14 protein-coding genes are annotated in these 21,983 nt (G+C 67.2%); 5 read left to right on the forward strand and 9 right to left on the reverse strand.

Going from position 1 to position 21,983, the window contains the following annotated elements; translation table 11 throughout:
* Positions 1-16: 16 nt before the first annotated feature.
* Positions 17-2,473, reverse strand: a complete 2,457-nt coding sequence (locus tag EO141_RS16465) for a TonB-dependent receptor (RefSeq protein ID WP_164739255.1) — start codon at positions 2,471-2,473, stop codon at positions 17-19.
* A gap of 267 nt (positions 2,474-2,740) precedes the next feature.
* Here EO141_RS16465 and EO141_RS16470 point away from each other — a divergent pair, with 267 nt between their 5' ends.
* Positions 2,741-4,060, forward strand: a complete 1,320-nt coding sequence (locus EO141_RS16470) for an MFS transporter (RefSeq protein WP_119127365.1) — start codon at positions 2,741-2,743, stop codon at positions 4,058-4,060.
* 144 nt (positions 4,061-4,204) lie between these two features.
* Here the strand turns inward: EO141_RS16470 and EO141_RS16475 are convergent, their stop codons facing one another.
* The 4 genes from EO141_RS16475 to EO141_RS16490 form a co-directional block, all read right to left on the reverse strand.
* Entirely contained in the window at positions 4,205-5,236 is a 1,032-nt protein-coding gene (locus EO141_RS16475) for a LacI family DNA-binding transcriptional regulator (protein WP_104584004.1), read from the reverse strand.
* A 366-nt stretch (positions 5,237-5,602) separates the two neighbouring features.
* Entirely contained in the window at positions 5,603-6,343 is a 741-nt protein-coding gene (phbB, locus tag EO141_RS16480) for an acetoacetyl-CoA reductase (RefSeq protein WP_016904744.1), read from the reverse strand.
* Between the two features lie 169 nt (positions 6,344-6,512).
* Positions 6,513-7,841: a CitMHS family transporter gene (locus tag EO141_RS16485; protein ID WP_104584005.1), complete on the reverse strand. Its 1,329-nt coding sequence runs from the start codon at positions 7,839-7,841 to the stop codon at positions 6,513-6,515.
* 238 nt (positions 7,842-8,079) lie between these two features.
* Entirely contained in the window at positions 8,080-9,273 is a 1,194-nt protein-coding gene (locus EO141_RS16490; RefSeq protein ID WP_127169711.1) for an OprO/OprP family phosphate-selective porin, read from the reverse strand.
* 251 nt (positions 9,274-9,524) lie between these two features.
* Here EO141_RS16490 and EO141_RS16495 point away from each other — a divergent pair, with 251 nt between their 5' ends.
* The 4 genes from EO141_RS16495 (at position 9,525) to EO141_RS16510 (ending at position 13,487) form a co-directional block, all read left to right on the forward strand.
* Positions 9,525-10,229, forward strand: a complete 705-nt coding sequence (locus tag EO141_RS16495; RefSeq protein WP_127169712.1) for a response regulator — start codon at positions 9,525-9,527, stop codon at positions 10,227-10,229.
* A complete protein-coding gene (locus tag EO141_RS16500; RefSeq protein WP_104584008.1) occupies positions 10,222-11,607 on the forward strand; it encodes a sensor histidine kinase in 1,386 nt (461 codons plus the stop codon). Before EO141_RS16495 ends, EO141_RS16500 begins: the two co-directional genes overlap by 8 nt.
* On the forward strand, positions 11,607-12,668 hold the full coding sequence (locus EO141_RS16505) for an ABC transporter substrate-binding protein (RefSeq protein ID WP_127169713.1): 1,062 nt from the start codon (positions 11,607-11,609) through the stop codon (positions 12,666-12,668). The genes EO141_RS16500 and EO141_RS16505 overlap by 1 nt, the downstream gene beginning before the upstream one ends.
* 180 nt (positions 12,669-12,848) lie before the next feature.
* Positions 12,849-13,487, forward strand: a complete 639-nt coding sequence (locus tag EO141_RS16510; protein ID WP_024938967.1) for a response regulator transcription factor — start codon at positions 12,849-12,851, stop codon at positions 13,485-13,487.
* A 107-nt stretch (positions 13,488-13,594) separates the two neighbouring features.
* On the opposite strand, the gene EO141_RS16515 is transcribed toward EO141_RS16510, so the two are convergent.
* The 4 genes from EO141_RS16515 to EO141_RS16530 all read right to left on the reverse strand — a co-directional run bounded on the left by EO141_RS16515 (position 13,595) and on the right by EO141_RS16530 (position 21,809).
* Complete coding sequence (locus EO141_RS16515) at positions 13,595-14,665, reverse strand: aldo/keto reductase (RefSeq protein ID WP_104584009.1); 1,071 nt, start codon at positions 14,663-14,665, stop codon at positions 13,595-13,597.
* Between the two features lie 891 nt (positions 14,666-15,556).
* Positions 15,557-17,677, reverse strand: coding sequence for a TonB-dependent receptor (locus EO141_RS16520; protein ID WP_241236679.1), 2,121 nt, complete (start codon positions 17,675-17,677; stop codon positions 15,557-15,559).
* Positions 17,678-18,020: 343 nt separating this feature from the next.
* Positions 18,021-18,857, reverse strand: coding sequence for a DUF1460 domain-containing protein (locus EO141_RS16525; RefSeq protein WP_127169714.1), 837 nt, complete (start codon positions 18,855-18,857; stop codon positions 18,021-18,023).
* Between the two features lie 306 nt (positions 18,858-19,163).
* Positions 19,164-21,809, reverse strand: a complete 2,646-nt coding sequence (locus EO141_RS16530) for a PAS-domain containing protein (RefSeq protein ID WP_127169778.1) — start codon at positions 21,807-21,809, stop codon at positions 19,164-19,166.
* Positions 21,810-21,983 lie beyond the last annotated feature (174 nt).

The following is a 21,983-nucleotide window of genomic DNA, read 5'->3' on the forward strand; positions in this document are numbered from 1 at the left end:
ACCCGGCGAGGGGTCCTTAGAAGTCGTAGCGTAGGCTGATGCTGGTGGTGCGGCCGGCAATCGAACGCGCGCGGATGATGCCGTTGGCCGGGATGCTGGCTTCCTCGGCCTCGGTCAGGCCGAAGGTGTTGAACAGGTTGTTGACGTTGAGCGCGACGGTGAGTGCGTCGGTCACGCGGTAGTCCCCGAACAGGTTCACCTGCGTATAGCCGGGCATCTTCAGCTGATTGGAATCCTGGGTGTAGGCATCGGTGGTGCCGATCAGGTTGATGCCGAACTGGTAGCCGTCGCCGCGGTAGCTGGGGGTGAGCTGCCACACCACATCGGCCTGGCGACGCGGCACGTTGCCGGTGTTTTCCGGGGTGATCTGGTCCCTGGAAATCTCCGCATCGGTCCAGGTCAGGCCGCCGTTGACGGTGAAGCCCTCGTAGCGGTAGCTGGCTTCCAGCTCCACGCCGTGCGCTTCGTAGCTGCGGTTGAAGAAGCGCTGGCTGGTGACTTCGAAGTTCTGCTCCTCGGTGCGCGCCGAGAACGCGGTGGCGAACAGGCTCAGCCCGTCGCGGCGCCACTTCAGGCCGGCTTCGGCCTGGCGGACCACGTTGACGCCTTCGTCGGAGGAGACCGAGCCATCGTCGCGGATCACCCCGAACAGCAGGCGGTCGGCATTGGCGCGGGCGCCGCGGCTGATGCGCGCGAACGCGCCCAGGTCGTCGTTGATCAGGTAATTGCTGCCCAGCGAATACGACAGGTAATTCCAGTCGTAATCCACCGGCCGCGCGTTGGCGGTGTCGACCGTGGCTACGCGCTGTTCCACCGGCTGGATCACGCCGTCGCCGTTGACGTCCAGGTTCTGTGCGATCGCGGTGCCGGCATAGTTGCCGCGTGTATCGCCCATGTCGTAACGCAGGCTGCCGTCGATGCTGAACTTGCCGCTGTCGAAGGTGAGCGCGAGATAGGGTGCGTTGACGTCGTAGCGCACGTCGTAGCTGCGGGTGATGCAGCAATCGCCCCAGAACGGGGTGCCATACGCATACAGGCCATTTTGCGAGCGCGACACGCCGCCGGCATCGACCACGTTGAGCAGGCGCGAATCGCGGCCCAGGCTCTGCACATAGGAGTTCCAGGTCCAGTCCATGTCGATGGTCTGGCGCGAGCTGTAATAGCCCATGCGCAGGTTGAGCGTGCGGCCGTCGCTGCCGAACTCGCGTGAGACGCTGAGGTCGTTGGTGACGTTGCCCAGGTCGTTGATCGCCACGTTGAACAGATGCGTGCGGATCGCGTTGCCGGTGTAGGCCTGGCCGGCGTCCGGGCCGCTGGCCTGCACCAGTTGCGCGCCGGCGCCGCCGATGGATGCAGCGAGCGTGGCGGCATCGGTAACCTCGGCCGGGAACGGGCTGACGAAGCGGCCGCTGTTGTCGGCGATGCGGAACTTCTCGCTCAGGTTCCAGCCGTTGCCCAGGTCGAACCAGGCCTCGGCACCGATGGTGCGCGAGATCGGATGCATGCCGTCGCCCAGGTCGGTGCGGCGCGGCCGATTGTTGCCGTCCAGGCCGACATCGCTGCGGAAATTGCGGCTGTACAAGGTGTCGTTGCCCGGATCGAAACCGGCAAAACCACCCAGGTCCGGCGAACCGTCGCGGCCACGCACGGAGGTCGGCACCGGCAGATAACCGGCGGCGCGATCGTTGAGGTATTTGCCGTAGACACGCACGTAGCCGTTCTCGAACAGCCGGGTCAGGTTGGCCTTGAGCTGGCCGCCCTTGTCGGTGGTGTAGCCGGCATCGCGCACGCCATCGCCCTGGCGGAAGAAGCCGCCGATGTTGAACTGCCAGTTTTCCGCGAACGGCGCACCGTAGTCGAAGTCAACGCGGGTGTTGTCGTAGTCCAGGCCGCGGCTCACGCCGACGCTGCCACCTGCGGTGTCGCCGGTCTTGCTGATGAAGTTGATGATGCCGCCGGGCGCATTGCTGGTGAACGTCGATGCCGAGCCGCCGCGGATGGCTTCGATGCGGTCCAGGGTGAAATCCGAGCGCAGGAAGATGTCCGCGTTGCCGAAGGCGATATCGCCGAATTCCATCACCGGCAGGCCGTCTTCCTGCAGCTGCAGGAACTTGGCGCCGCCGGAGGCAACCGGCAGGCCACGCACGGCGATGTTGGCGTTGCCCTCACCACCGCTGGATTCGGAGCGGATGCCGGGAATGTTGCGGAAGATTTCGGCGGTGCTGCGTGGCGCCGATTGTTCGATCGCCTCGGCGCCGACGGTGCTGACCGACACGCTGGACTTCAGCTTGGTGGTGGCGGTGGAGGTGCCGGTGACGAACACCGAATCCAGGTTGACCGCGGCGCTGTCGGCGGCCGGCGGCGTGACGGGTGCGGCGGTGGCCGCGTCCTGCGCCAGCGCGGCGGGCGCGCACAGGCAGGAGGCGACCGCGCAGGCCAGTGCATGCAGGCGCAGGGTGTGCAAGGTGGGCATTGCGGTTCTCTCTTTCACGGATGGTGGTAGGCCGACGCCTGCATCGTCCCCTCCCAGGGAGTGGCCGTGTGGCCTGCAGTGCGAGCGCAGTAATACGCCGCAATACAATCGATTGCAATCTTGCGCTGCAGCATCTTTCTGGTGCCTGCGAGCTTGTGTATTTGAAAGCGAAAGCGTGTTGCGGCGCAGCGTTACAATCGATTGCAGAGGCGTCAGGGTACAGTGCGCTGCGGCCACTGGGAGCCGCACCGATGCCCAGGGCCTTGCATGTCGTCGACCGCCACTCCGTTCTCCTTCGCGCGCATCCTGGCGCTCAACGCCGGCTTCTTCGGCGTGCAATACAGCTTCGGCCTGCAGCAGAGCAACATGAGCCCGATCTACAACTATCTGGGCGCCGATCACGCCAGCCTGCCGTACCTGTGGCTGGCCGGGCCGATCACCGGGTTGGTCCTGCAACCGTTCGTCGGTGCGTGGAGCGACCGCTCGGTGACCCGCTGGGGCCGGCGCATGCCGTACATGGTGCTGGGCGCGCTGGTGTGCAGCCTGTGCCTGCTGGCGATGCCCTTCAGCACCGCGTTGTGGATGGCGGTATGCCTGCTGTGGATCCTGGATGCGGCCAACAACGTGGCAATGGAGCCCTACCGCGCCCTGGTCAGCGATGTGCTGGCGCCACCGCAGCGGCCGCTGGGGTATCTGACCCAAAGCGCGTTCACCGGGCTTGCGCAGACACTGGCCTATCTCACCCCGCCGTTGCTGGTGTGGATGGGCATGAACCAGGACGCCGCCAATGCGCACCATATTCCCTACGTCACCATCGCCGCCTTCGTGATCGGTGCGGGGTTCTCCGCGGCCTCGATCCTGCTCACCGCGCGCAGCGTGCGCGAGCCGGCGATCGCGCCGGCAGAGATCGCGCGGATGCGCCAGACCGGTGCCGGTCTGGGCGCCACCGTGCGCGAAATCTACGGCGCCCTGCGCGCGATGCCGCCCACCATGCGCCAGCTCGCGCCGGTGATGCTGTTCCAGTGGTATGCGATCTTCTGCTACTGGCAATACATCGTGCTGTCGCTGTCGACCAGTTTGTTCGGCACCACCGACGCCAACTCGCATGGCTTCCGCGAGGCCGGCCTGGTCAATGGGCAGATCGGCGGGTTCTACAACTTCATCGCGTTTCTGGCCGCGTTTGCGATGGTGCCGGTGGTGCGCCGCATCGGCCCCAAGTACACCCATGCGGCCTGCCTGGTCGCGGCCGGGGTCGGCATGTGGGTGTTGCCCGGCATCCAGGACCGCTGGCTGATGTTGCTGCCGATGATCGGCATCGGCCTGGCCTGGGCCAGCATGATGGGCAACCCCTACCTGATGCTGGCCGACAGCATTCCGCCCGAGCGCACCGGTGTGTATATGGGCCTGTTCAACCTGTTCATCGTGCTGCCGATGCTGATCCAGATCGTCACCCTGCCGCTGTACTACGCGTGGCTGTTGCATGGCGACCCGCGCAACGTGATCCGCCTGGCCGGCGCGCTGATGCTGGCAGCGGCGGTGGCGATGCTGTGCGTACGCGTCCGCAAGCCCAGGGCAGCAGTGGTGTAGCCGCGACGCGCTACGTCTGTGTCGCTGCGTACTGAAGCAACCGACAGCGATCACGCCGGCGGCAACGCGCAGTTGCGCACCGCACGCCAGCACGCCCGCTCTTACGATTCCCGATTCCCGATTCCCGATTCCCGATTCCCGGCCTCAAGCCGACTCACGCACCACCAGCTTCACCGGCATCTCCACCGACTCCACCGCTTCGCCGCCGATCAGCGCCAGCAGCCGGTCCACCAGCAGGCGCGCGGCCAGCCCCAGGTCCTGCCGCACCGTGGTCAACGGTGGCTGGCTGTAGGCGGCCAGCGGAATATCGTCGAAGCCCACCAGCGAGATGTCCTGCGGCACCCGGTGCCCGGCTTCGACCAGGGCGCGGATCGCACCGACCGCGATCACGTCGGAGGCGGCGAACAGGCCATCCGGCGGATCGGTCTTCTTGAGCATGGCGCGGGTGAGGCGGTAGGCGTCTTCGCTGAGGAAGTGGCTGCGCGCGTGCAGCCGCGTATCGAAGTCCAGCCCATGCCGCTGCAGCGCATGGCGATAGCCGGCAAAGCGCGGCGCAACCTCGGGCAGTTGGTCATCGCCCAGGAAGGCAATGCGGCGACGGCCGCTGGCGATCAGATGGTCGGTGGCCAGCGCGCCGCCCTGGAAATTGTCGCTGCCCACGCTGATGTACGACTGCCCATCGATGCGGCTGCCCCACACCGCCATCGGCAGGCCATCGCGCGCGGCTTCGTCCAGTGCGGCATGTTCGGAGCTTTGCCCCAGCACGATCACGCCATCGGAGCGGCTGCCGCGTGCGAGTTGTTCCACCCATCCGTCCTGATGCCGGTCCAGCTTGGACAGCAACATGCTGTAGCCGCGCCCGGTCAGTTCCTCGGCCAGCAGTGCCAGCATCGTCATCATGAAGGGATCCGACAGCGGCTGGTCCAGCGCATGCATCATCGGCACGGCCACGCTCACCGTGTTGGAGCGTTTGGCACGCAGGCTGCGCGCGATCGGATCGACCTGGTAGCCGGCATCGGCGGCAATCTGCTTGATGTAGGCACGCGTCCGCTCGGCCACCACCGGGCTGCCGGCCAGGGCGCGCGACACGGTGGATTCGGAAACCCCCGCCATGCGGGCGATGTCGGCCATCTGCGGGCGGGGCCCCGGCGTGGCGCGTTCTGAAGGTTTGGCCATGTCAGCGCAGTGCGGAAAAACCCGAGTGTAATCAGTTCGCACTGGAGGCGGGTTGATCGACGCAGTGGCGGTCGCTTGCGCGTGCGGGTCAGGCGCCATCACGCACCTGCATGCAAGCGCAGGGCGGGCGCGGCGTGCATCACAGCGGCCACGACGAGCGTGAGGCTGCTGGGTGGTGAGGCTGCATCTGGTGATGCTTGGAGCGGCGATGCTTGGAGCGGTGCAGCTTCAGCGCGCCCATGACAATGACGGTGCGCCCCGCCTGGCGGCGGTCAGTGTTCGGAACCGGCATGTACCACTCACCGGCCGGTGCGTGCGCGCTGTCAGCACGCACCTGAAGACCGCTTGCCGTCTTCGTGGCGTCTCTCAGCCCATGTACAGGCCACCGTTGACCGCGTAATCGGCGCCGGTCACGTAAGCGGCTTCATCGGAGGCGAGCCAGGCGCACAGCCCGGCGACTTCGGCCGGCTTGCCGAGCCGGCGGATCGGCACCGAGGTGGCCAGGCGGTCGAGCACGTCGGGCGGGAAACTGCTGATCGAGGCGCTGGCGATATAGCCCGGCGAGATGGTGTTGACGGTGACCCCGCGCGAGGCGACTTCCTGCGCCAGGGCGCGGCTGAAACCATGCATCGCCGCCTTGGCGGTGGCGAAATTGATCTGCCCGATCTGGCCTTTGTGCGCACTGACCGAGCCGATGTTGACGATGCGTCCCCAACCGCGCGCGGTCATGCCGTCGACCACCTGCTTGGTGATGTTGAACAGCGAATGCAGGTTGCTGGCGATCACCACGTTCCAGTCGTCGCGGCTCATCTGCCGGAACAAGGTGTCGCGGCTACCGCCGGCGTTGTTGACCAGCACATCGATTTCGCCGACCTCGGCCTTGACCTTGGCGAAGGCGGCCACGGTGGAATCCCAATCGGCGGCATTGCCCTCGGAGGCGACGAACTCGAAGCCCTGCTCGCGTTGCTCGCGCAACCAGGAGGTCTTGCGCGGCGAATTGGGCCCGCAACCGGCGACCACGGTATGCCCGCTGCGCGCCAGCTTCTGGCAGATCGCGGTACCCACGCTGCCCATGCCGCTGGTGACGTATGCGATGCGAAGTGTCATTGCTTGAACTCCTTCGGAGTTTGGGAATGGGGAATCGGGAGTGGGGAATCGGTAGCGCAGGAGCCGCCTTTGCGGTCTCTGGGTTTCCATGTGGACGTCAGTAATCGACACGACAGCACAGCGCCGCCCTTACGATTCCCCACTCCCGATTCCCCATTCCCGGCGGGCGTCAGCGCGCCAACGGAAACAGGCCAAACACCAGCCCGCCCGCCAGCATCAGCAGGGAAATCAGCACTGCCCATTTCAGCGTGAAGCGTTGATGGTCGGCGAAGTCGACCTTGGCCAGGCCGACCAGCAGGTAGGTCGATGGCACCAGCGGGCTGAGCAGATGCACCGGTTGCCCGGCCAGCGAGGCGCGGGCCATTTCCACCGGGGTGATGCCGTAGTGGCCGGCGGCCTCGGACAGGATCGGCAGCACGCCGAAGTAGAACGCGTCGTTGGACATGAAGAACGTGAACGGCATGCTGACGATCGCGGTGATCACCGCCAGATACGGGCCCCAGCTGTCCGGGATCACCGCCAGGAAGCTGCGCGACATCGCTTCGACCATGCCGGTGTTGGACAGGATGCCGGTGAAGATGCCGGCGGCGAAGATCAGCGACACCACCGACAGCACATTGCCGGCATGATTGACCAGGCGGCGGCGCTGCTCGGCCAGGTTGGGGTAGTTGATCATCAGCGCCAGCGCAAAGCCGATCATGAACAGCACCGGCATCGGCAGCACGCCCACCACCAGCGCGGCCATCAGCGCCAGCGTCAGCAGCAGGTTCACCCACAGCAGCTTGGGCCGCTTCATGTCCTCGGTGTCTTCCACCCGCGGCAGCGCATCGCTTTCTTCCGGGATGCTGGTGTCCAGCCAGTTGCCGTCGGCCGGCAGGCGCACCACGCCCAGGCGGCGCCGTTCGCGCATGCCCAGATACCAGGCCAGCGTGAGGATGCCGGCGATCGCCATCGCCATCGCCGGCACCAGCGGCACGAACACGTCGGCTGGATCCACATGCAGGGCAGTGGCGGCGCGCGCGGTGGGGCCGCCCCACGGGGTCAGGTTCATCACGCCGCTGGCCAGGATGGTCACGCAGGTGAGGTTGAGCGCGTTCATGCCCAGGCGCTGGTACAGCGGCAGCATCGCCGACACGGTGATCATGTAGGTGGTGGAGCCATCGCCGTCGAGCGAGATCAGCATCGCCAGGATCGCCGTACCCATCACGATCTTCAGCGGATCGCCCTTGACCAGGCGCAGGATGCGGCCAACCAGCGGATCGAACAGGCCGGCGTCGATCATCACCCCGAAGTAGAGGATGGCGAACATCAGCATCACGCCGGTGGGCGCGATCTTCTTGATGCCGTCGAGCATCATCTCGTTGATGCCGGTGCCGAAGCCGCCCAGCAGCGCGAACACGATCGGCACCGTGATCAGAGCCACCAGCGGCGACAGCCGCTTGCTCATGATCAGGTACATGAAGGTGATCACCATTCCGAAACCGAGCGCGGTCAGCATGCGGGCACATCCTTTGAGGCATACAACAGGGGGAGAGTGGAGCGCGCCGCTGCGCAGCGCATGCAGCGGCGATGCCGTGGATGCGGAGCATTAGCGGCGGCTGAGCGCATCGTCGTGTGTCGAACCGGCCACGGCTTTCGATGCGCCGGAGCACCAGTGACGGCAACGGTGCGCTTGCGCGGCGCAACGCGCCCGGTGCTGCCAATCGCCGTGAATACCGGTGCGCGCATGCACGTCATCAGAAGTCGTACTGAAACCGGCCGGTCACCGCCAGCGTGTGATCGACCACCGCATCGACCCTGCGGTCGCGGTTGCGGCTGTCGATCACATTGAGCATCACGCGCAGGTTCGGCTTGAAGTACCAGTTGCCGCCCAGCGTCCACGACTGCGTGCTGGCGTTGATGAAATCGGGCTGGCCATCCAGGTGCTGGTCGCCGCGCATGTAGTCGTAACGCAGGGCCAGCTCGAACGCGCCGGAGGGGCGGTTGGGCGTGTTGATGCGGCTGAAACGGCCGGTCTTGCGGTCGTAGCCGCGCGACTCGCCGGTGACGAACCAGCTGACCAGGCCGTAGCTGGCCAACACCTTGGCATGTTGGGAGCCGTCGTCGAGCAGGCCACCGCTGAATTCGCTCTGCCACGACCATGGGCCCAGCACTTCGGCGTACTCCAGCGACCATTTGTCGAAATCGGTATCGCGGCCATCGGCAAAGCGCGCCAGGGTGATGCGGCTGTTGTTGGCCAGATCGTTTTCCGGGCGTGGGCGGATCAGCAGGGGCGCCGCACCGCCGCTGCCCGGATGCGAATAGCGCTCGTGCGCCAGCGACACGCCCAGGTGGCGCAGCCGCGCCTCGCCCATCTCCGGTGCGAAGGTCAGCCGGGTGCCGAGCGCGCCGCCCTTGGTGGAGGAGTTGTCGATGCTTTCCAGGCTGTAGGCCGCCGTGGACCAGGTTGCATCGGGACGATTGGCCTGCCAGGAGATCGCCTTGCGGTAGATCGGCGCCAGCGTGGTGGCCGCATATCCGCGTTCCAGGAACGGGCCGTAGTTGGAGCCGGTGCGATCGTCCAGCGAGAAGTACTGCTTGAACTGGCCCACGGTCAGCGTACCGGCGGAAAATTTCTTGGCGACATACACATCGCGCGCCAGGATGCCGCGGCTGCCGGACTCGTATTGCAGGCCGGCAAATTCCGCTTCGGCCTTGTAGGTGAAACCGTAGAACTTGCCCGCCACATCCAGCCACGCGCGGCGGAACTGGGTGTCGTTGCGCTCGGGGGTGCCGCGTTCGTCGTTGTCGAACATGGTGAAGTCCCAGTGCACGCGCCCACCCACCTCGGCGGTGACCGGACCGTCGCCCTCGGCCGCCCGCGCCGCCGGTGCCAGGCACAGCGCAGCACAGGCGGTGAAGACGCGCAGACGCAAGGTGTCGTTGCTCACAGACCCTCCCAGGTACATGTGTGAATCACGTTCAGCGATGCACCGCACAAGCACGCTGCGGCGCGTTGGCAGCAGCCTAGTCCGGCGAAGCTGTCATGGACCTGTCGTTGGGGGGCGGGGGAATCGGGAATCGAGAATGGGGAATCGCAAAAGCCCAAGAGCTTTTGTCCGCGAGGGCTGTTACCTTCCGGCCGCGGACAACTGCTGTTCCGATTCCCGATTCCCGATTCCCCATTCCCCATTCCCGCCCCATGCGCCTGCTGCTAGTCGAAGACAACACCGATCTCGCCGATGCCATCGTGCGGCGCATGCGCCGTAGCGGGCATGCGGTGGATTGGCAGTCCGATGGCCTGGCGGCGGCGAGCGTGCTGCGCTATCAGAGCTTCGATCTGGTGGTACTGGATATCGGCCTGCCCAAGCTGGATGGATTGCGTGTGCTGGCCGGGATGCGCGAGCGTGGCGATACCACGCCGGTGCTGATGCTGACCGCGCGCGACGGCATCGAGGACCGCGTGCAGGCGCTGGATGTCGGCGCCGACGACTACCTGGGCAAGCCGTTCGATTTCCGCGAGTTCGAGGCGCGTTGCCGGGTGCTGCTGCGGCGCAATCGCGGGCAGGCCAGCGAGGTGGTGCAGATCGGCGGGTTCGTGTTCGACAACGCTGCGCACACGCTAGTGCTGGACGGTGCGCCGATCGAGTTGCCCAACCGCGAGTACCGCCTGTTCGAGATCCTGATAGGGCGCCTGGGCCAGGTGGTGGGCAAGGACGAGATCGGCAACGGCTTGTTCGGTTTCGACGACGATGCCGGGCCCAATGCGATCGAGCTGTATGTCGGCCGCCTGCGTCGCAAGCTGGCGGGCGCGCCGTTGCGCATCGTCACCGTGCGCGGGGCCGGCTACAAGCTCGAGGAAGCCGATCCGCATGATGCGTCGGTGGAGCCCGGCCTCGATGGCTGAGCCGCGGATGGTGGCACCGTCGATCCGGCGCACCCTGCTGCTGTACCTGGGCAGCCTGTCGTTGCTGGGCGCGGTGGTGCTGTTCTTTGCCGCCCGCGATTACGGCGAGCGCGCCGCCAACCGCTCTTACGATCATCTGCTGGTGTCCTCGGCGCTGTCGATCATCGACAGCGTGGCGCTGGTCGGCGGCGACTGGCAGGTGGATCTGCCGTACGCCTCGCTGGACCTGCTCGGCATGGCGCCGGAAGACCGCGTGTTCTACCGCGTATTCGATGCGCAAGGCCGCACCATCACCGGCGAGGACAGGCTGCCGTTGCCGGCGCGCGCGCCCGGCGACGAGCGCCCGGTGCTGTTCGATGCCGACTACAGCGGCGAGCCGGTGCGTTTTGCGGTGGTGATGCATCGGGTGGCATCGGCGTCCGGGCAGGGCGAGGTGCGCGTGCAGGTCGGTCAGACCCGGCGCGCGCGCGATGCGGTGGCACGCGATGTGGTGCTCAATGCGCTGGTGGCGATCGGCGTGCTGTCGCTGCTGGCCCTGGGCCTGGTGTGGCTGGGCGTGTATCGCGCCCTGCGCCCGTTGCAGCGCATCGAGCGCGATCTGTCGCGGCGCGAGCCTTCCGACCTGAAACCGCTGAGCGCGCCGGCACCGCAGGAGATGCAGTTGATGGTGACCGCGCTCAATCGCTTCATGGCGCGGCTGTCGTCCAGCAACGAAACCCTGCGCGCCTTCATGGCCGAAGCCGCGCACCAGATGCGCACGCCGCTGGCCGCCCTGCGCGCGCAGGCGCAGCTGGCGATGGACGACGACGACCCGCGCGAGATGCAACGCAGCCTGGTGGCGATCGAGCGCAATGCCAGCCACATGAGCCGGCTGCTCAATCAATTGCTCAGCGACGCCAGCGTGATCCATCGCGCCAACCTGCAGCGTTTTGCCACCGTGGATCTGGCCGAGGTGCTGCATCAGGCCTTGCACGAGGCCTTGCCGCGTGGCGACGGCGCCCCGCGCGTGCACCTGGCGATCGACCCGCAGCCGGCGCTGCTGCGTGGCGATGCCTTGCTGCTGCGCGAGGCGCTGAAGAACCTGATCGACAACGCCTGCAAGTACGGCGCCGGGGCGCCATTGCAGGTGGCGCTCACCAGCGACGGCAGCCATCACGTGCTGACCATCGCCGATCACGGCCCCGGCATTCCCGCCGCCGAGGCCGAGCGCGTGTTCGAGCGTTTCGTCCGCGGGCCGGAGGCACCGGCCGGCGGCGCGGGGCTGGGGCTGGCCATCGTCAAGCGCGTGGTCGAAGCGCACGGCGGGCGCATCGATCTGAGCAACCGTGTCGGCGGCGGGCTGATCGCCTCGTTGCATTTTCCTGGAGGGACGCGGTGATGCGCGTGCTGTTGCTGATGGTGGCGTTGCTGGCGCCGGTTATGGCGCGCGCCGCGCCCGGCGATGTACGGGTGTTTCCCGCGCATGGCCCGGTGCAGGCGCAATTGCGCGTGCAGGGTTCCACCGATCTGGAAGTGTTCGGCGCGGTCATCCAGGACTACCAGCGCCTGCATCCGGGCACCCAGGTGATCTACGAGGATGTGATCGCCTGGGACATCTATGACCGCTATCTGCATCCCGGCAAGGCCACGGCGGCCGCCGACATGCTAATCAGCGCCAGCATGGATCTGCAGACCAAGCTGGTCAACGATGGGCATGCATTGGCGCATCGCTCCGCGCAGACCGAGGCGTTGCCGGCGTGGGCGCAGTGGCGGCACGAGGTATTCGGCATCAGCTACGAGCCGGTGGCGATCGTCTACAACACGCGCAAGCTGGCGGCCTCACGCGTGCCGCGCACACGCCGGCAGCTGCTGGCCCTGTTGCGCGCACCCGACGCGCCGCTGCGCGGCCGAGTCGGCACCTATGATGTCGAGCGCAGCGGCGTGGGCTATCTGTTCGCCACCCAGGACGGGCAGGTCGGCAGCATCGCCGGTGCGCTGCTGGCCGCGTTGGGGGCCAACCAGGTCAGGCTCGAAGAACGTACCGGCACCTTGCTCGACCGCGTCAGCCGTGGCGAGCTGCTGCTGGCCTACAACGTGCTGGGCTCCTATGCGCAGACGCGGATCGACGCCGGCGCGCCGCTGGGCATCGTGCAGCCGCAGGACTACACGCTGGTGGCCTTGCGCACGGCGGTGATCCCCAGGACCGCACCGCATGCGCCGGAGGCGCGCCGGTTCCTGGACTACCTGCTGTCGCCGCGCGGCCAGCAGGTGCTCTCGCGCGAGGCGCGGCTGATGCCGATCCTGCCGGCCGCCGGCGGGCGTGGCGGCTCGGCGCAGCCGCCGTTCCGCCCGATCCCGCTGGGCCCGGGCCTGCTGGTATATCTGGACAAGCTCAAGCGCCGGCAGTTTCTGGACGCCTGGCGCGCCAGCACGCAGCCGCCGCGCCAGGGCGGGCGCTGACGACCCGCGAGCACGGCTGTGCCCAGCGCGGCGCGCGCTACGTGCCTTGCGTCTGCGGGACGTGGCAGCGGCGCTCACAACGCACACGCTGGCTGCCGAGAAGCCTGACGCCTGCGCAACGCAGTGGCGGTGGACGCCCGGGCGCGGGAAACCGACACGGCCATGTGCCAGACTTGGCGCATGGCCGATCTCACCATCCTCGTCGCCGACGACCACCCGCTGTTCCGTGCCGCCGTGATCCATGTGCTGCAGCAGACCCTGCCGCAAGCCGATGTGGTGGAGGCTTCCAGCGCCGCCACACTGAGCGCGATGCTGCGCTCGCACCCACAGGCCGAGCTGGTGCTGCTGGACCTGGCGATGCCGGGCGCACGCGGCTTTTCGGCGCTATTGCACGTGCGTGGCGAGCATCCGGACATCCCGGTGGTGGTGATCTCCTCCAACGATCACCCACGCGTGATCCGGCGCGCGCAGCAGTTCGGCGCGGCCGGCTTCATTCCCAAATCCACCCCGGCCGAATCGATCGGCACCGCGGTGGCCAGCGTGCTGGAGGGCGGCACCTGGTTCCCGCCGATGACTGCCGAGCGCTCGGAGGCCGACGCGCAACTGGCCTCCAAGCTCGCCCAGCTCACCCCGCAACAGTTCCGGGTGCTGTTGAGCCTGGCCGACGGCCTGCTCAACAAGCAGATCGCGCACGAACTCGGGCTGGCCGAGAACACCGTCAAGGTGCATGTCACCGCCATCCTGAAGAAGCTGGACTGCTACAGCCGCACGCAGGCGGCAGTGCTGGTCAAGGCGCTGGAGCCCGAAGGCGAGGGCTGATCGCTGCCGGCCAGCGGCGCTGCGGATCGCGGTCGGCGCGGGTTTGCAGCGACCAGGCGCATTGCAGCGACGACGGTGGTGACTATGCGCCTGCGCCTGCCGTTTGCTCAGTTGCGCAGCTGTAGCGTGTGCCTGCCGTAGATGAGCTGCTGCGCCATCGGCCGGCCGATGAAGCGCTCCGGGAAGATCGGCGACAGGCCGCTGACCTGATCCAGCCGCGCCAGCTGGTCGTCGCTGAACACGATCTCCAGCGCACCGAAGTTGTCCTCGGCCTGCTGCAGCGTACGCGCGCCCATCACCGGCGAGACCACCGCCGGGTTGCGCAAGGTCCAGGCCAGTGCAACTTGCGCGCGCGAGGCGCCCAGTTCCTCGGCGACCGCACCGACCACATCGGCGATCTCCAGCGAGCGTGCGTTGAGATGCCCGGTCGAGGCGATCACGCCCTTGCGGCTGTTCGAGACCTCTGCCGCGTTGTCGTCGGAGAGATCGGCGCGGCTGTATTTGCCGGTCAGGATGCCGCCGCCCAGCGGCGACCAGGGCAATACGCCCAGGCCCAGTTCGCGGGCCATCGGCAGCAATTCGTGTTCGACGCTGCGTTCGACCAGGCTGTATTCGATCTGCAGCGCCACCAGCGGCGACCAGCCACGCAGATCGGCCAATGTCTGCAACTGCGCCACGCGCCAGGCCGGGGTGTTGCAGATGCCGAGGTAGAGCACCTTGCCCGACTGCACCAGATGCTCCAGCCCGCGCATCACTTCCTCCGGCGAGGTGGTGAAATCCCAGGCGTGCAGATACAGCAGGTCGATGCGGTCGGTGTCGAGCTGGCGCAGGCTGGTCTCGACCGAGCGGATCAGGTTGAGGCGATGATTGCCGCCGGAATTGATGTTGTCCGCATCGCGCGCCATGGTGAACTTGGTCGCCAGCACGAAGCGCTCGCGGCGGTCCTTGATCAGCGTGCCGAGGATGCGCTCGGCGCCGCCGTTGGTGTAGTTGACCGCGGTGTCGATGAAATTGCCGCCGCGGTCTGCATAGGCATCGAAGATGCGCCTGGCTTCGCCCGCATCCGCGCCCCAGCCCCAGGCTTCGCCGAAGGTCATGGTGCCCAGCGACAGCGGCGAGACGCGCAGCCCGGAGCGGCCAAGCAGGCGATAGTGGTCCAGCGACAGTGTCTGACTCATGCGGCGTGTCTCCCGATAGTGGCGTTTGTGCGTCGTGCAATGCACTGTGCCGCGGGCCGCCGGGTCGGCGTGAGCCCGGTGATCCGGCATCCTTGCCCGATCCTCCGGATCGTCAACGCAGCATCGTCACGCAGCCGCAGCCGCATGCATGCATCGCAGCGTTCGATGCGATGTGCGTGGGGCGCTGCCGCGTCGATCGCAGGGCGCCAACGAACACGCACGTAGCGGGCGCAGATGCGCCTTTCCGGGGTGGCGATTGAGCGACCAAGATGCTGATATCCGCGACTGCGCTGCAGGGCCCTTGCCCGCCCACCCTCGCGGGACACGCCGCAAGTACGTCCGTGTAGGCTCTGGCGCGGCATCCATGCCGCTCAAGGTCCCGCGACGGTGAGCGGGCAAGGACCAGTCGAGATGGTCGGTGCGTATGGTTTTTTAAGCAAAGCAACCGACTAACTTTCTGTCGCGATGTCCTCGCCGATTGCGGGACCGTGTGGCGGCATGGACGCCGCCACCGAGCCCCCAGGAATGGGTTTACGGCGTGTCGCGCGAGCGGTGAGGGGCACCGCGCCCTCGACGCTGTCAGTTGGCTGCAGGGCCCTTGCCCGCCCACCATCGCGGGACACGCCGCAAGTACGTCCCTGTAGGCTCCGGCGCGGCATCCATGCCGCTCAGGGTCCCGCGACGATGGGCGGGCAAGGACCCTTCGAGATGGTCGGTGCGCATGGTTTCAGTAAAGCAGCCGACCGACTGTCTGGGGCGGCGAGGGCGTCGCGCATTCGACTAACGTGGCTGCTGACTGCATCTAAACGGCGCTACGGCTCGACATCCAGGCGCAGCAGCACGCTTGCGCGGGCGTATCGGTCGCGCGCTGCCGGCAATCACGCCACGCCATCAGAAATCCAGCGAATACCCCAGCGTAATGGTGCGGCCACGCCCGGCGAAGTAGCGCAGCGGTTCGACCAGGGCTGCTTGCGAGTAGTAGGTGATGTACTGTTTGTCGAACAGGTTGGACACGCCCATGCGCACTGCGCCACGCGGCAACGCGTAATTGAACGTCGCATCCACCAGCGTGTAGCCGCTGAAGCGCTTGTCGGCCTCGTCGAAGGACTGGCTGAAGGCATGCTGGGCCTGCACGAACGAGGAGAGCTTCGGCGTCCACTGCGCCGACCACGATCCAATCACGCGGTTGGGCGCCACGTTGAGCCCGTCCAGGCGTGCGTCCAGCTGCCCGTCGTTGTCGCTGTCGTAGCGGCCACGGGTGTAGGCGTAGGACAGGCGCAGCCGATGCGCCGCATCCAGGCGATAGCCCAGGCTGGCGTCCACGCCCTGCACGCGGGTCTTTTCGCGGCTCATCATGAAGGCGCCGTTGATCGGCACCACGCGCGTGCCCAGGTCCGAGTTGGACTGGAAGTAGCTCAGGTCCGCATCGAAGGCGCCACGCGTGAGGCGGGTGCCCGCTTCCACGCTCTTGGTCAGGATCGGCTCCAGCGTGCTCAGGCTGGCCACGCGTGTGCCCGGCGTGTTGATCGCGCGCAGCACGCGGCCCACGTCCGGCATGCCGAAGCCTTCGGAATAGCTGGTGAAAAAGCTCACACCCTCGACCGGTGTGTAGACCAGGCCGGCGTTGTAGAGGGTCTGGTTGAAGTCGAGCGTGCCGCCTTCGACAGCGACGCGGTTGTAGCGCCACAGCGTCTGGTAGCTGTCGATCTTCAACTCGGCTTCTTCGCGGCGCACGCCGGCATGCAGGGTCAGCTCGGGCAGCAGCTTGTATTCGCCCTGCACGAACAGCGACAGGTTGCGGTAGTCCGATTCGGGCACATAGGTACGCCCGGTGCCGTAGAGATCCTGCTTGCCGGTGTCGGCCAGCAGGTCGACGCCGCCGGTGAGCTTGAGCCGGTTGTCGAGCAGGTCGTCCCTGGTCAGGCTGATCTTGCTGCCCCACTTGGAAGCGACCGAACGCGATTGGTCGTACAGCGTGCCGACCGGTGCAATGCGCGGGTCCTGGAACGTGGACGAGTTGTCGGCGCCGAACAGCCCTTCGAACTCCTGGTTGAACACCATCGCGCTCAGCTGCATGCCGGCCAGATCGTCGTGGGTGTACGACAGGCTGGACGTCAGCACATCGTTCCAGGGCGCGGTGCCTTGCGGGGTGCCGCGCACCGAGGTGGTGGGCAGGCCCTGCGCACGGTTGCCGGCGATGCCGATGTAGTCGTTGTCGTTCTTGATGCGGTAGCGGTTGACGCTGACGCTCAGGCGCTGCGTGTCGGTGAGCGCGTAGCCGAGCTTGGCCAGCACGTCGTAGCTCTTGGACGTCATCAGGTCGCCCTGGGTGTTGTCGGCGCCGATCGGCCGGCCCTGTCCGTCCACATACAGGCCCTGGTCGCTGTAGCTGGCCGAGAACAGGTAATCGAGCTTGTCCGAGCGGCCATCCACACGGTAACGCGTCTCGCCGCTGGTGGTTTCCGCACGCGTCTCGGCTGTGGGCGCGGTCGCCTGCACGTCGATGTGCTGATTCAGCGAGCCGTCCTGCGGGCGCCGGGTGATGATGTTGATGGTGCCGCCGGTGGCACCCAGCCCGTTGATGGCATTGGCGCCCTGGATGACTTCGATGCGCTCGACCATTGCATAGTCGATGGTGTGCGCTTCGCGCCCGGTGGGGCGGATCGGGTTGGATTGCGGCACGCCGTCGATCAGGATCAACGGCGTGCGCCCGCGCAGGGTTTCGCCGCTGCCGTTCATCTTGCCGCGGCTGGGCGTGTACGAGGGAATCAGGTTGGCGAGCACGTCGGACGAATTGCTGGAGATCGTCAACTGCTGCTGGATCTGCGCCTTGTCGATGATCAGCACCGTCTGCGGCGACTCGGCCACGGTCATGTTGGAGCGCGAGGCGGCCACCACCACGGTGTCCAGCGTGTCGGTGACGTCTGATTGGGCCGAAGCGGTGGCGGAGGCGAACAGGCAGAGGGTGGCAACGAACGGCATGCCGGCCGATCCATGGGCGGAAAGCTTCATCGGGTAAGAACTCCAGGGCGCTGACGGAGCACGCGGCATGCTCCGCTAGGCAAATTCAAATGGGAATCGTTCTTGATAGTGTAGCAGGTGCAGTCGCCCGGGTGCCGGGCACGCTACCGGCGGATGCGCGAGTGCCGCGTCGCGCCGACCTCCACGCGATCGCTCAGCGGCGATCGTGCAGATCCGCACGCTGCGTTGGCATCGCACGTTCACCCAGTGCGCGCTGCAGCGGGAGATGGGCGCCCACGCCCACCGACACGGTGTGGCTCCGGCAATGCACCGGCGGAGCGGATCGAGACGATGCCTGCCGCCGGACTGGCGGTTGCCCGCATCGCGACCGGGATCAGGGCCTGGCCCTGTAGACGACGATGCCCTGCGTGCGGGCGACGTACTCCATGAACGGCGAGTCCACGACCTTTCCGTTTTCCGGGCGCGATGAGGCATTGCGCAACACCGGGCCCCGGTCGGTCATGACGAAGATGCCGACATGGCTGACATCCAGCCCGGGCGCCGGTGAGTACCTGCCCACATAGTCGCCGGTGCGCAGCTGCCGGACCACCGTGCTGTCCACATCGGCGGCGGGGATGTAGGTGATGGACCGCTGCACCAGCGGCAATCCGGGCAGATAGTTGCTGCCGTCGGCTTTGAGGTTGAGTGTCTTGTCCACACTCACGGCCCTGGGGCTGAGCGTTGCGGTGATGTCGTCGGCAAGCGGGTAGGAACGTGCGACCCAGTCCGAAAAGAAGTGCTTGCGCGAGGTGAAGCCGATGACGCCATCGACGTAGCGGGTGAGGACCACGCGATCGACGAAATCCTGCTGCGAATGGGCGTGGCGCGCCGCTTCGACATAGTCCAGATAGGTGAAGCAATCCAGGCCCCTGAAGTCGATGATCAGCCGCTCCGGCACGGTGGCCGAGCCCTGCAGCATGTTGGCCTGATACGGCGTGCCGAGAAATTCCGCCGAGAGCAGCTTGATCAGATGCCCCGGACTCACGCCGCGATGCGTGGATGCCTGGTGCAGCACGCGGTCCAGGGTCTGCAAGGTGTACGGGTCCATGTCAGCGCGCACCGGGCCGGAGGGCGGCACGGTCGCCGATGGCGTGGACGCCTGCACGGGCATCTCCGCCGCGCAACCTGCGGCGAGCAACGCGGTCAACATCACGGAGGCAGGCCTGAACATGAGGACTCCACAAGTTTCCGGGGGAGAAACATCGGCAGGTGAGCTGTGCACGATGCAGACGTGGGCAGCAATGGACACACGCACTGTAGCGCCATCGCCAACGCGCGCTTGAGGCAGCACGCACTTCGGTACGCTGAAACGATCCGGCGAAACTCGCCCGACCGCGCAGGGCCAGGAAATCGCCGCATGGGACGCGTGCAGCACGGCGCGCCATCATGCGGCCTCTCGGCGGCAAGCAGGCCGGAAGCGTCGCGACACCCCCAACGCAGCCCGTTGTTGCCTGTCGATGCTGCGCGACGGTGCAGCTCACCCGCGCCGCAACAGCATCTGCGTCATCAGGGCACGCAGCGCCGGCGGCCGCACCGGCTTGGCCAGGAACCCCCAGCCCAGGTCGAGCGCATGTTCACGCAGCGCCGGGTCGGGTTCGGCGGTGACCAGGATGACGCGCGGTTCGCGTTGCCAGCGCGCCACCAATTGCGGCAGCAATATCGGGCCGTAGTGCTCGCCCATGCGCACGTCCAGCAACAGCAGCTCAGGCACCTCGTCGGCGTTGGCGGCGGCCAATGCCTCGTCGGGGCCGCCGGCAAAGTCCACGCGGCATTCCCAGCGTTGCAGCAGGGCGCGGCTGGCCTCGCACACGCGCGGGTCGTCGTCCACGCACCACACGCGGCAGCCGTGCAGGATCGGGTCATTGGCGGTTTCAGCGCTGGCGATGGGCGGTGGCAACTGCCTGGCGATGGAGGCGCGCTCGCCCAGCGGCACGGTCACCGAAAACACACTGCCGCTGCCCAGGGTGGAACGCAGGCTGATGCGGTGGCCGAGCAGGCGGCCGATGCGCTCGACGATCGCCAGGCCCAGACCGGCGCCGCGGTCGTTGGCCACGCCGTCGTCCAGGCGCCGGAATTCTTCGAAGATCTCGTCCTGCAAGGCCTCGGGAATTCCGGGCCCCTGGTCATGCACTTCGATGCGCAGCCAGCCGCCGCGACGACGGCAGCCGATCAGCACGCGCCCACGCGGCGTGTAGCGGATGGCGTTGGACAGGAAGTTCTGCAGGATGCGCCGCAGCAGGTTCTCGTCGCTCAACACCACCGCAGAGGTGGGCACCCAGTCCAGCACCAGGCCGCGGTCTTCGGCAAGGATGCCGAACTCGCGGGCCAGGGTTTCCAGCAGCGGGGCGATGGCGAAGTCGCGCACCCGGGTCTTCAGGCTGCCGGCCTCCAGCCGCGAGATGTCCAGCAGGCTGTTGAGGATGGCGTCCTGTGCGGCGAGCGCGCCTTCGATGTTGTCGACCACGCGCGCGCTGCCGGCCTCGCGCACCTGCCCGCGCAGCACCGAGACGAACATGCGTGCGGCGTTGAGCGGTTGCAGCAGGTCGTGCACGGCCGAGGCGACGAAGCGGGTCTTGTAGCGGTTGGCGCTCTCGGCCTCGCGCTTGGCCGCGGCCAGGTCGCGGGTCCGTTCGGCCACGCGGTGTTCCAGCGCATCGGCCAGCGAGCGCAGTTCGCGTGCGGCGTTCTTGTAGCTGGTGATGTCGGCATAGCTGGTGACGAATCCGCCATCGGGCAGCGGATTGCCGCGGATTTCCAGCACCGTGCCGTCTTCCTTCTCGCTCTCGCGCATATGCGGCTTGCCGCTGCGCAAATGGTTCAGGCGGCGCTCGATCGCCGCTTCGATCGGCCCCGGTCCGAGCAGGCCGCGGCGTGCGTTGAAGCGGAACAGGTCTTCGATCGGGCGGCCGATCTTGAGCAGTTCCGGCGGGAAGCGGAACAGTTCCACATAGCGCGAATTCCACGCCACCAGCTTGAGCGCCTCGTCGATCACCACCACGCCCTGCGGCAGGTGTTCCAGGCTGCGGCTCAGGCCGGCATTGGCCTGTTGCGCGGCAGTGACCACGCCATCCTGCGCGGTCCGCAGCTCTTCGGCATGTTGTTGCAGCAGCGTTTCCAGCTCGTGCCGGCTGCGCTGGCGCAGGGTGGACAGGCGCCGCCGCTGCTGCACGAACAACCACAGCAAGGCCAGCGCCAACCATGCACCGGCGGCGGCGATCGCAGCGGCGCGGCCGGCCGCCGCGCTGGCGCGGGTGTCGTGCAGCAGATGCAGGCGCCAGCCGCTTTCGGGCACCTCCAGGGTCTGCCACAGCACCGGGCCGGCGAGCGGTGGGTCGCTGACCTCGGCCAGCACGCCACCGTTGCCGGTCTGCTCGATCAGCCGGCGCCGCAGCGGCAGCAGGCCCTGGTCGGCGTATTGGCGGGTGCTGCGCAATTCGCTGCGGTCGCGCAGGCTCAGCGGCGCCAGCATGCGGTAGCGCCACTGCGGGCGGCTGGCCAGGAACACCACCTGGTGCGCGTCGGAGGCCAGCACGATGTCCGGGGTCTGCAGCCACTCGCGTTCCAGCGCGGCCAGCGCGATCTTGATCACCACCACGCCCTGCACCTGGCCGCCGGCGTCGACGATGGCCTGCGACAGGAAGTAACCCGGCTCGCTGGTGGTCATGCCGATGCCGTAGAAACTGCCGCTGCCGTTGGACAATGCCTGCTGGTAATACGGGCGGAAGGCGTAGTCCACGCCCACGTTGCTGCGCGCCCCGCGCCAGTTGCTGGCAGCCAATGCCAGGCCGTCGCGGTTGATGAGCGTCAGCGTGGAGGACTGGGTGACGTTGTTGGCGCGCTCGAGTTTGCGATTGAGCCGTTCCACCTGCGCGGCCGACAAGGGCCCGGAGACGGCCGCGCGCAGTTCCGGGTCCAGCGCCAGGATCTGCGGCAGGGTGCGATAGCGATCGACGCGTTGCTGCAGGGCCTGCGCGTACAGGCGCAGCTGACGCCGCACGGTGGCGCTTTCCTCGTGCAGGGCGTTCTGTTCGACGAAGTGCCCGGCCGCCACCATCGCCACCAGCATGCCGCCCAGCACGATGGTCAGGGTGAGCAGCAGACGGCGGCGTTGCGAGGCGTACATGCCGACAAGTATGGCGGTGCGCCGCTGCATCGTGCAGCTATCGGCACAGGGCCTGCGCCAGGCGCCGACACCGCCGCAGCCACAAACGCCTGCGGCCGCCTCCCCGAAAGGAGGCGGCCGCAGGGGCACGTGCGCTGGTGTGGGTTGCCGCCTTGGCGCGTCGAAGCGAAGGCA

This window comes from Xanthomonas sp. BRIP62415 (assembly GCF_003993515.1).
Taxonomy (GTDB): domain Bacteria; phylum Pseudomonadota; class Gammaproteobacteria; order Xanthomonadales; family Xanthomonadaceae; genus Xanthomonas; species Xanthomonas euroxanthea.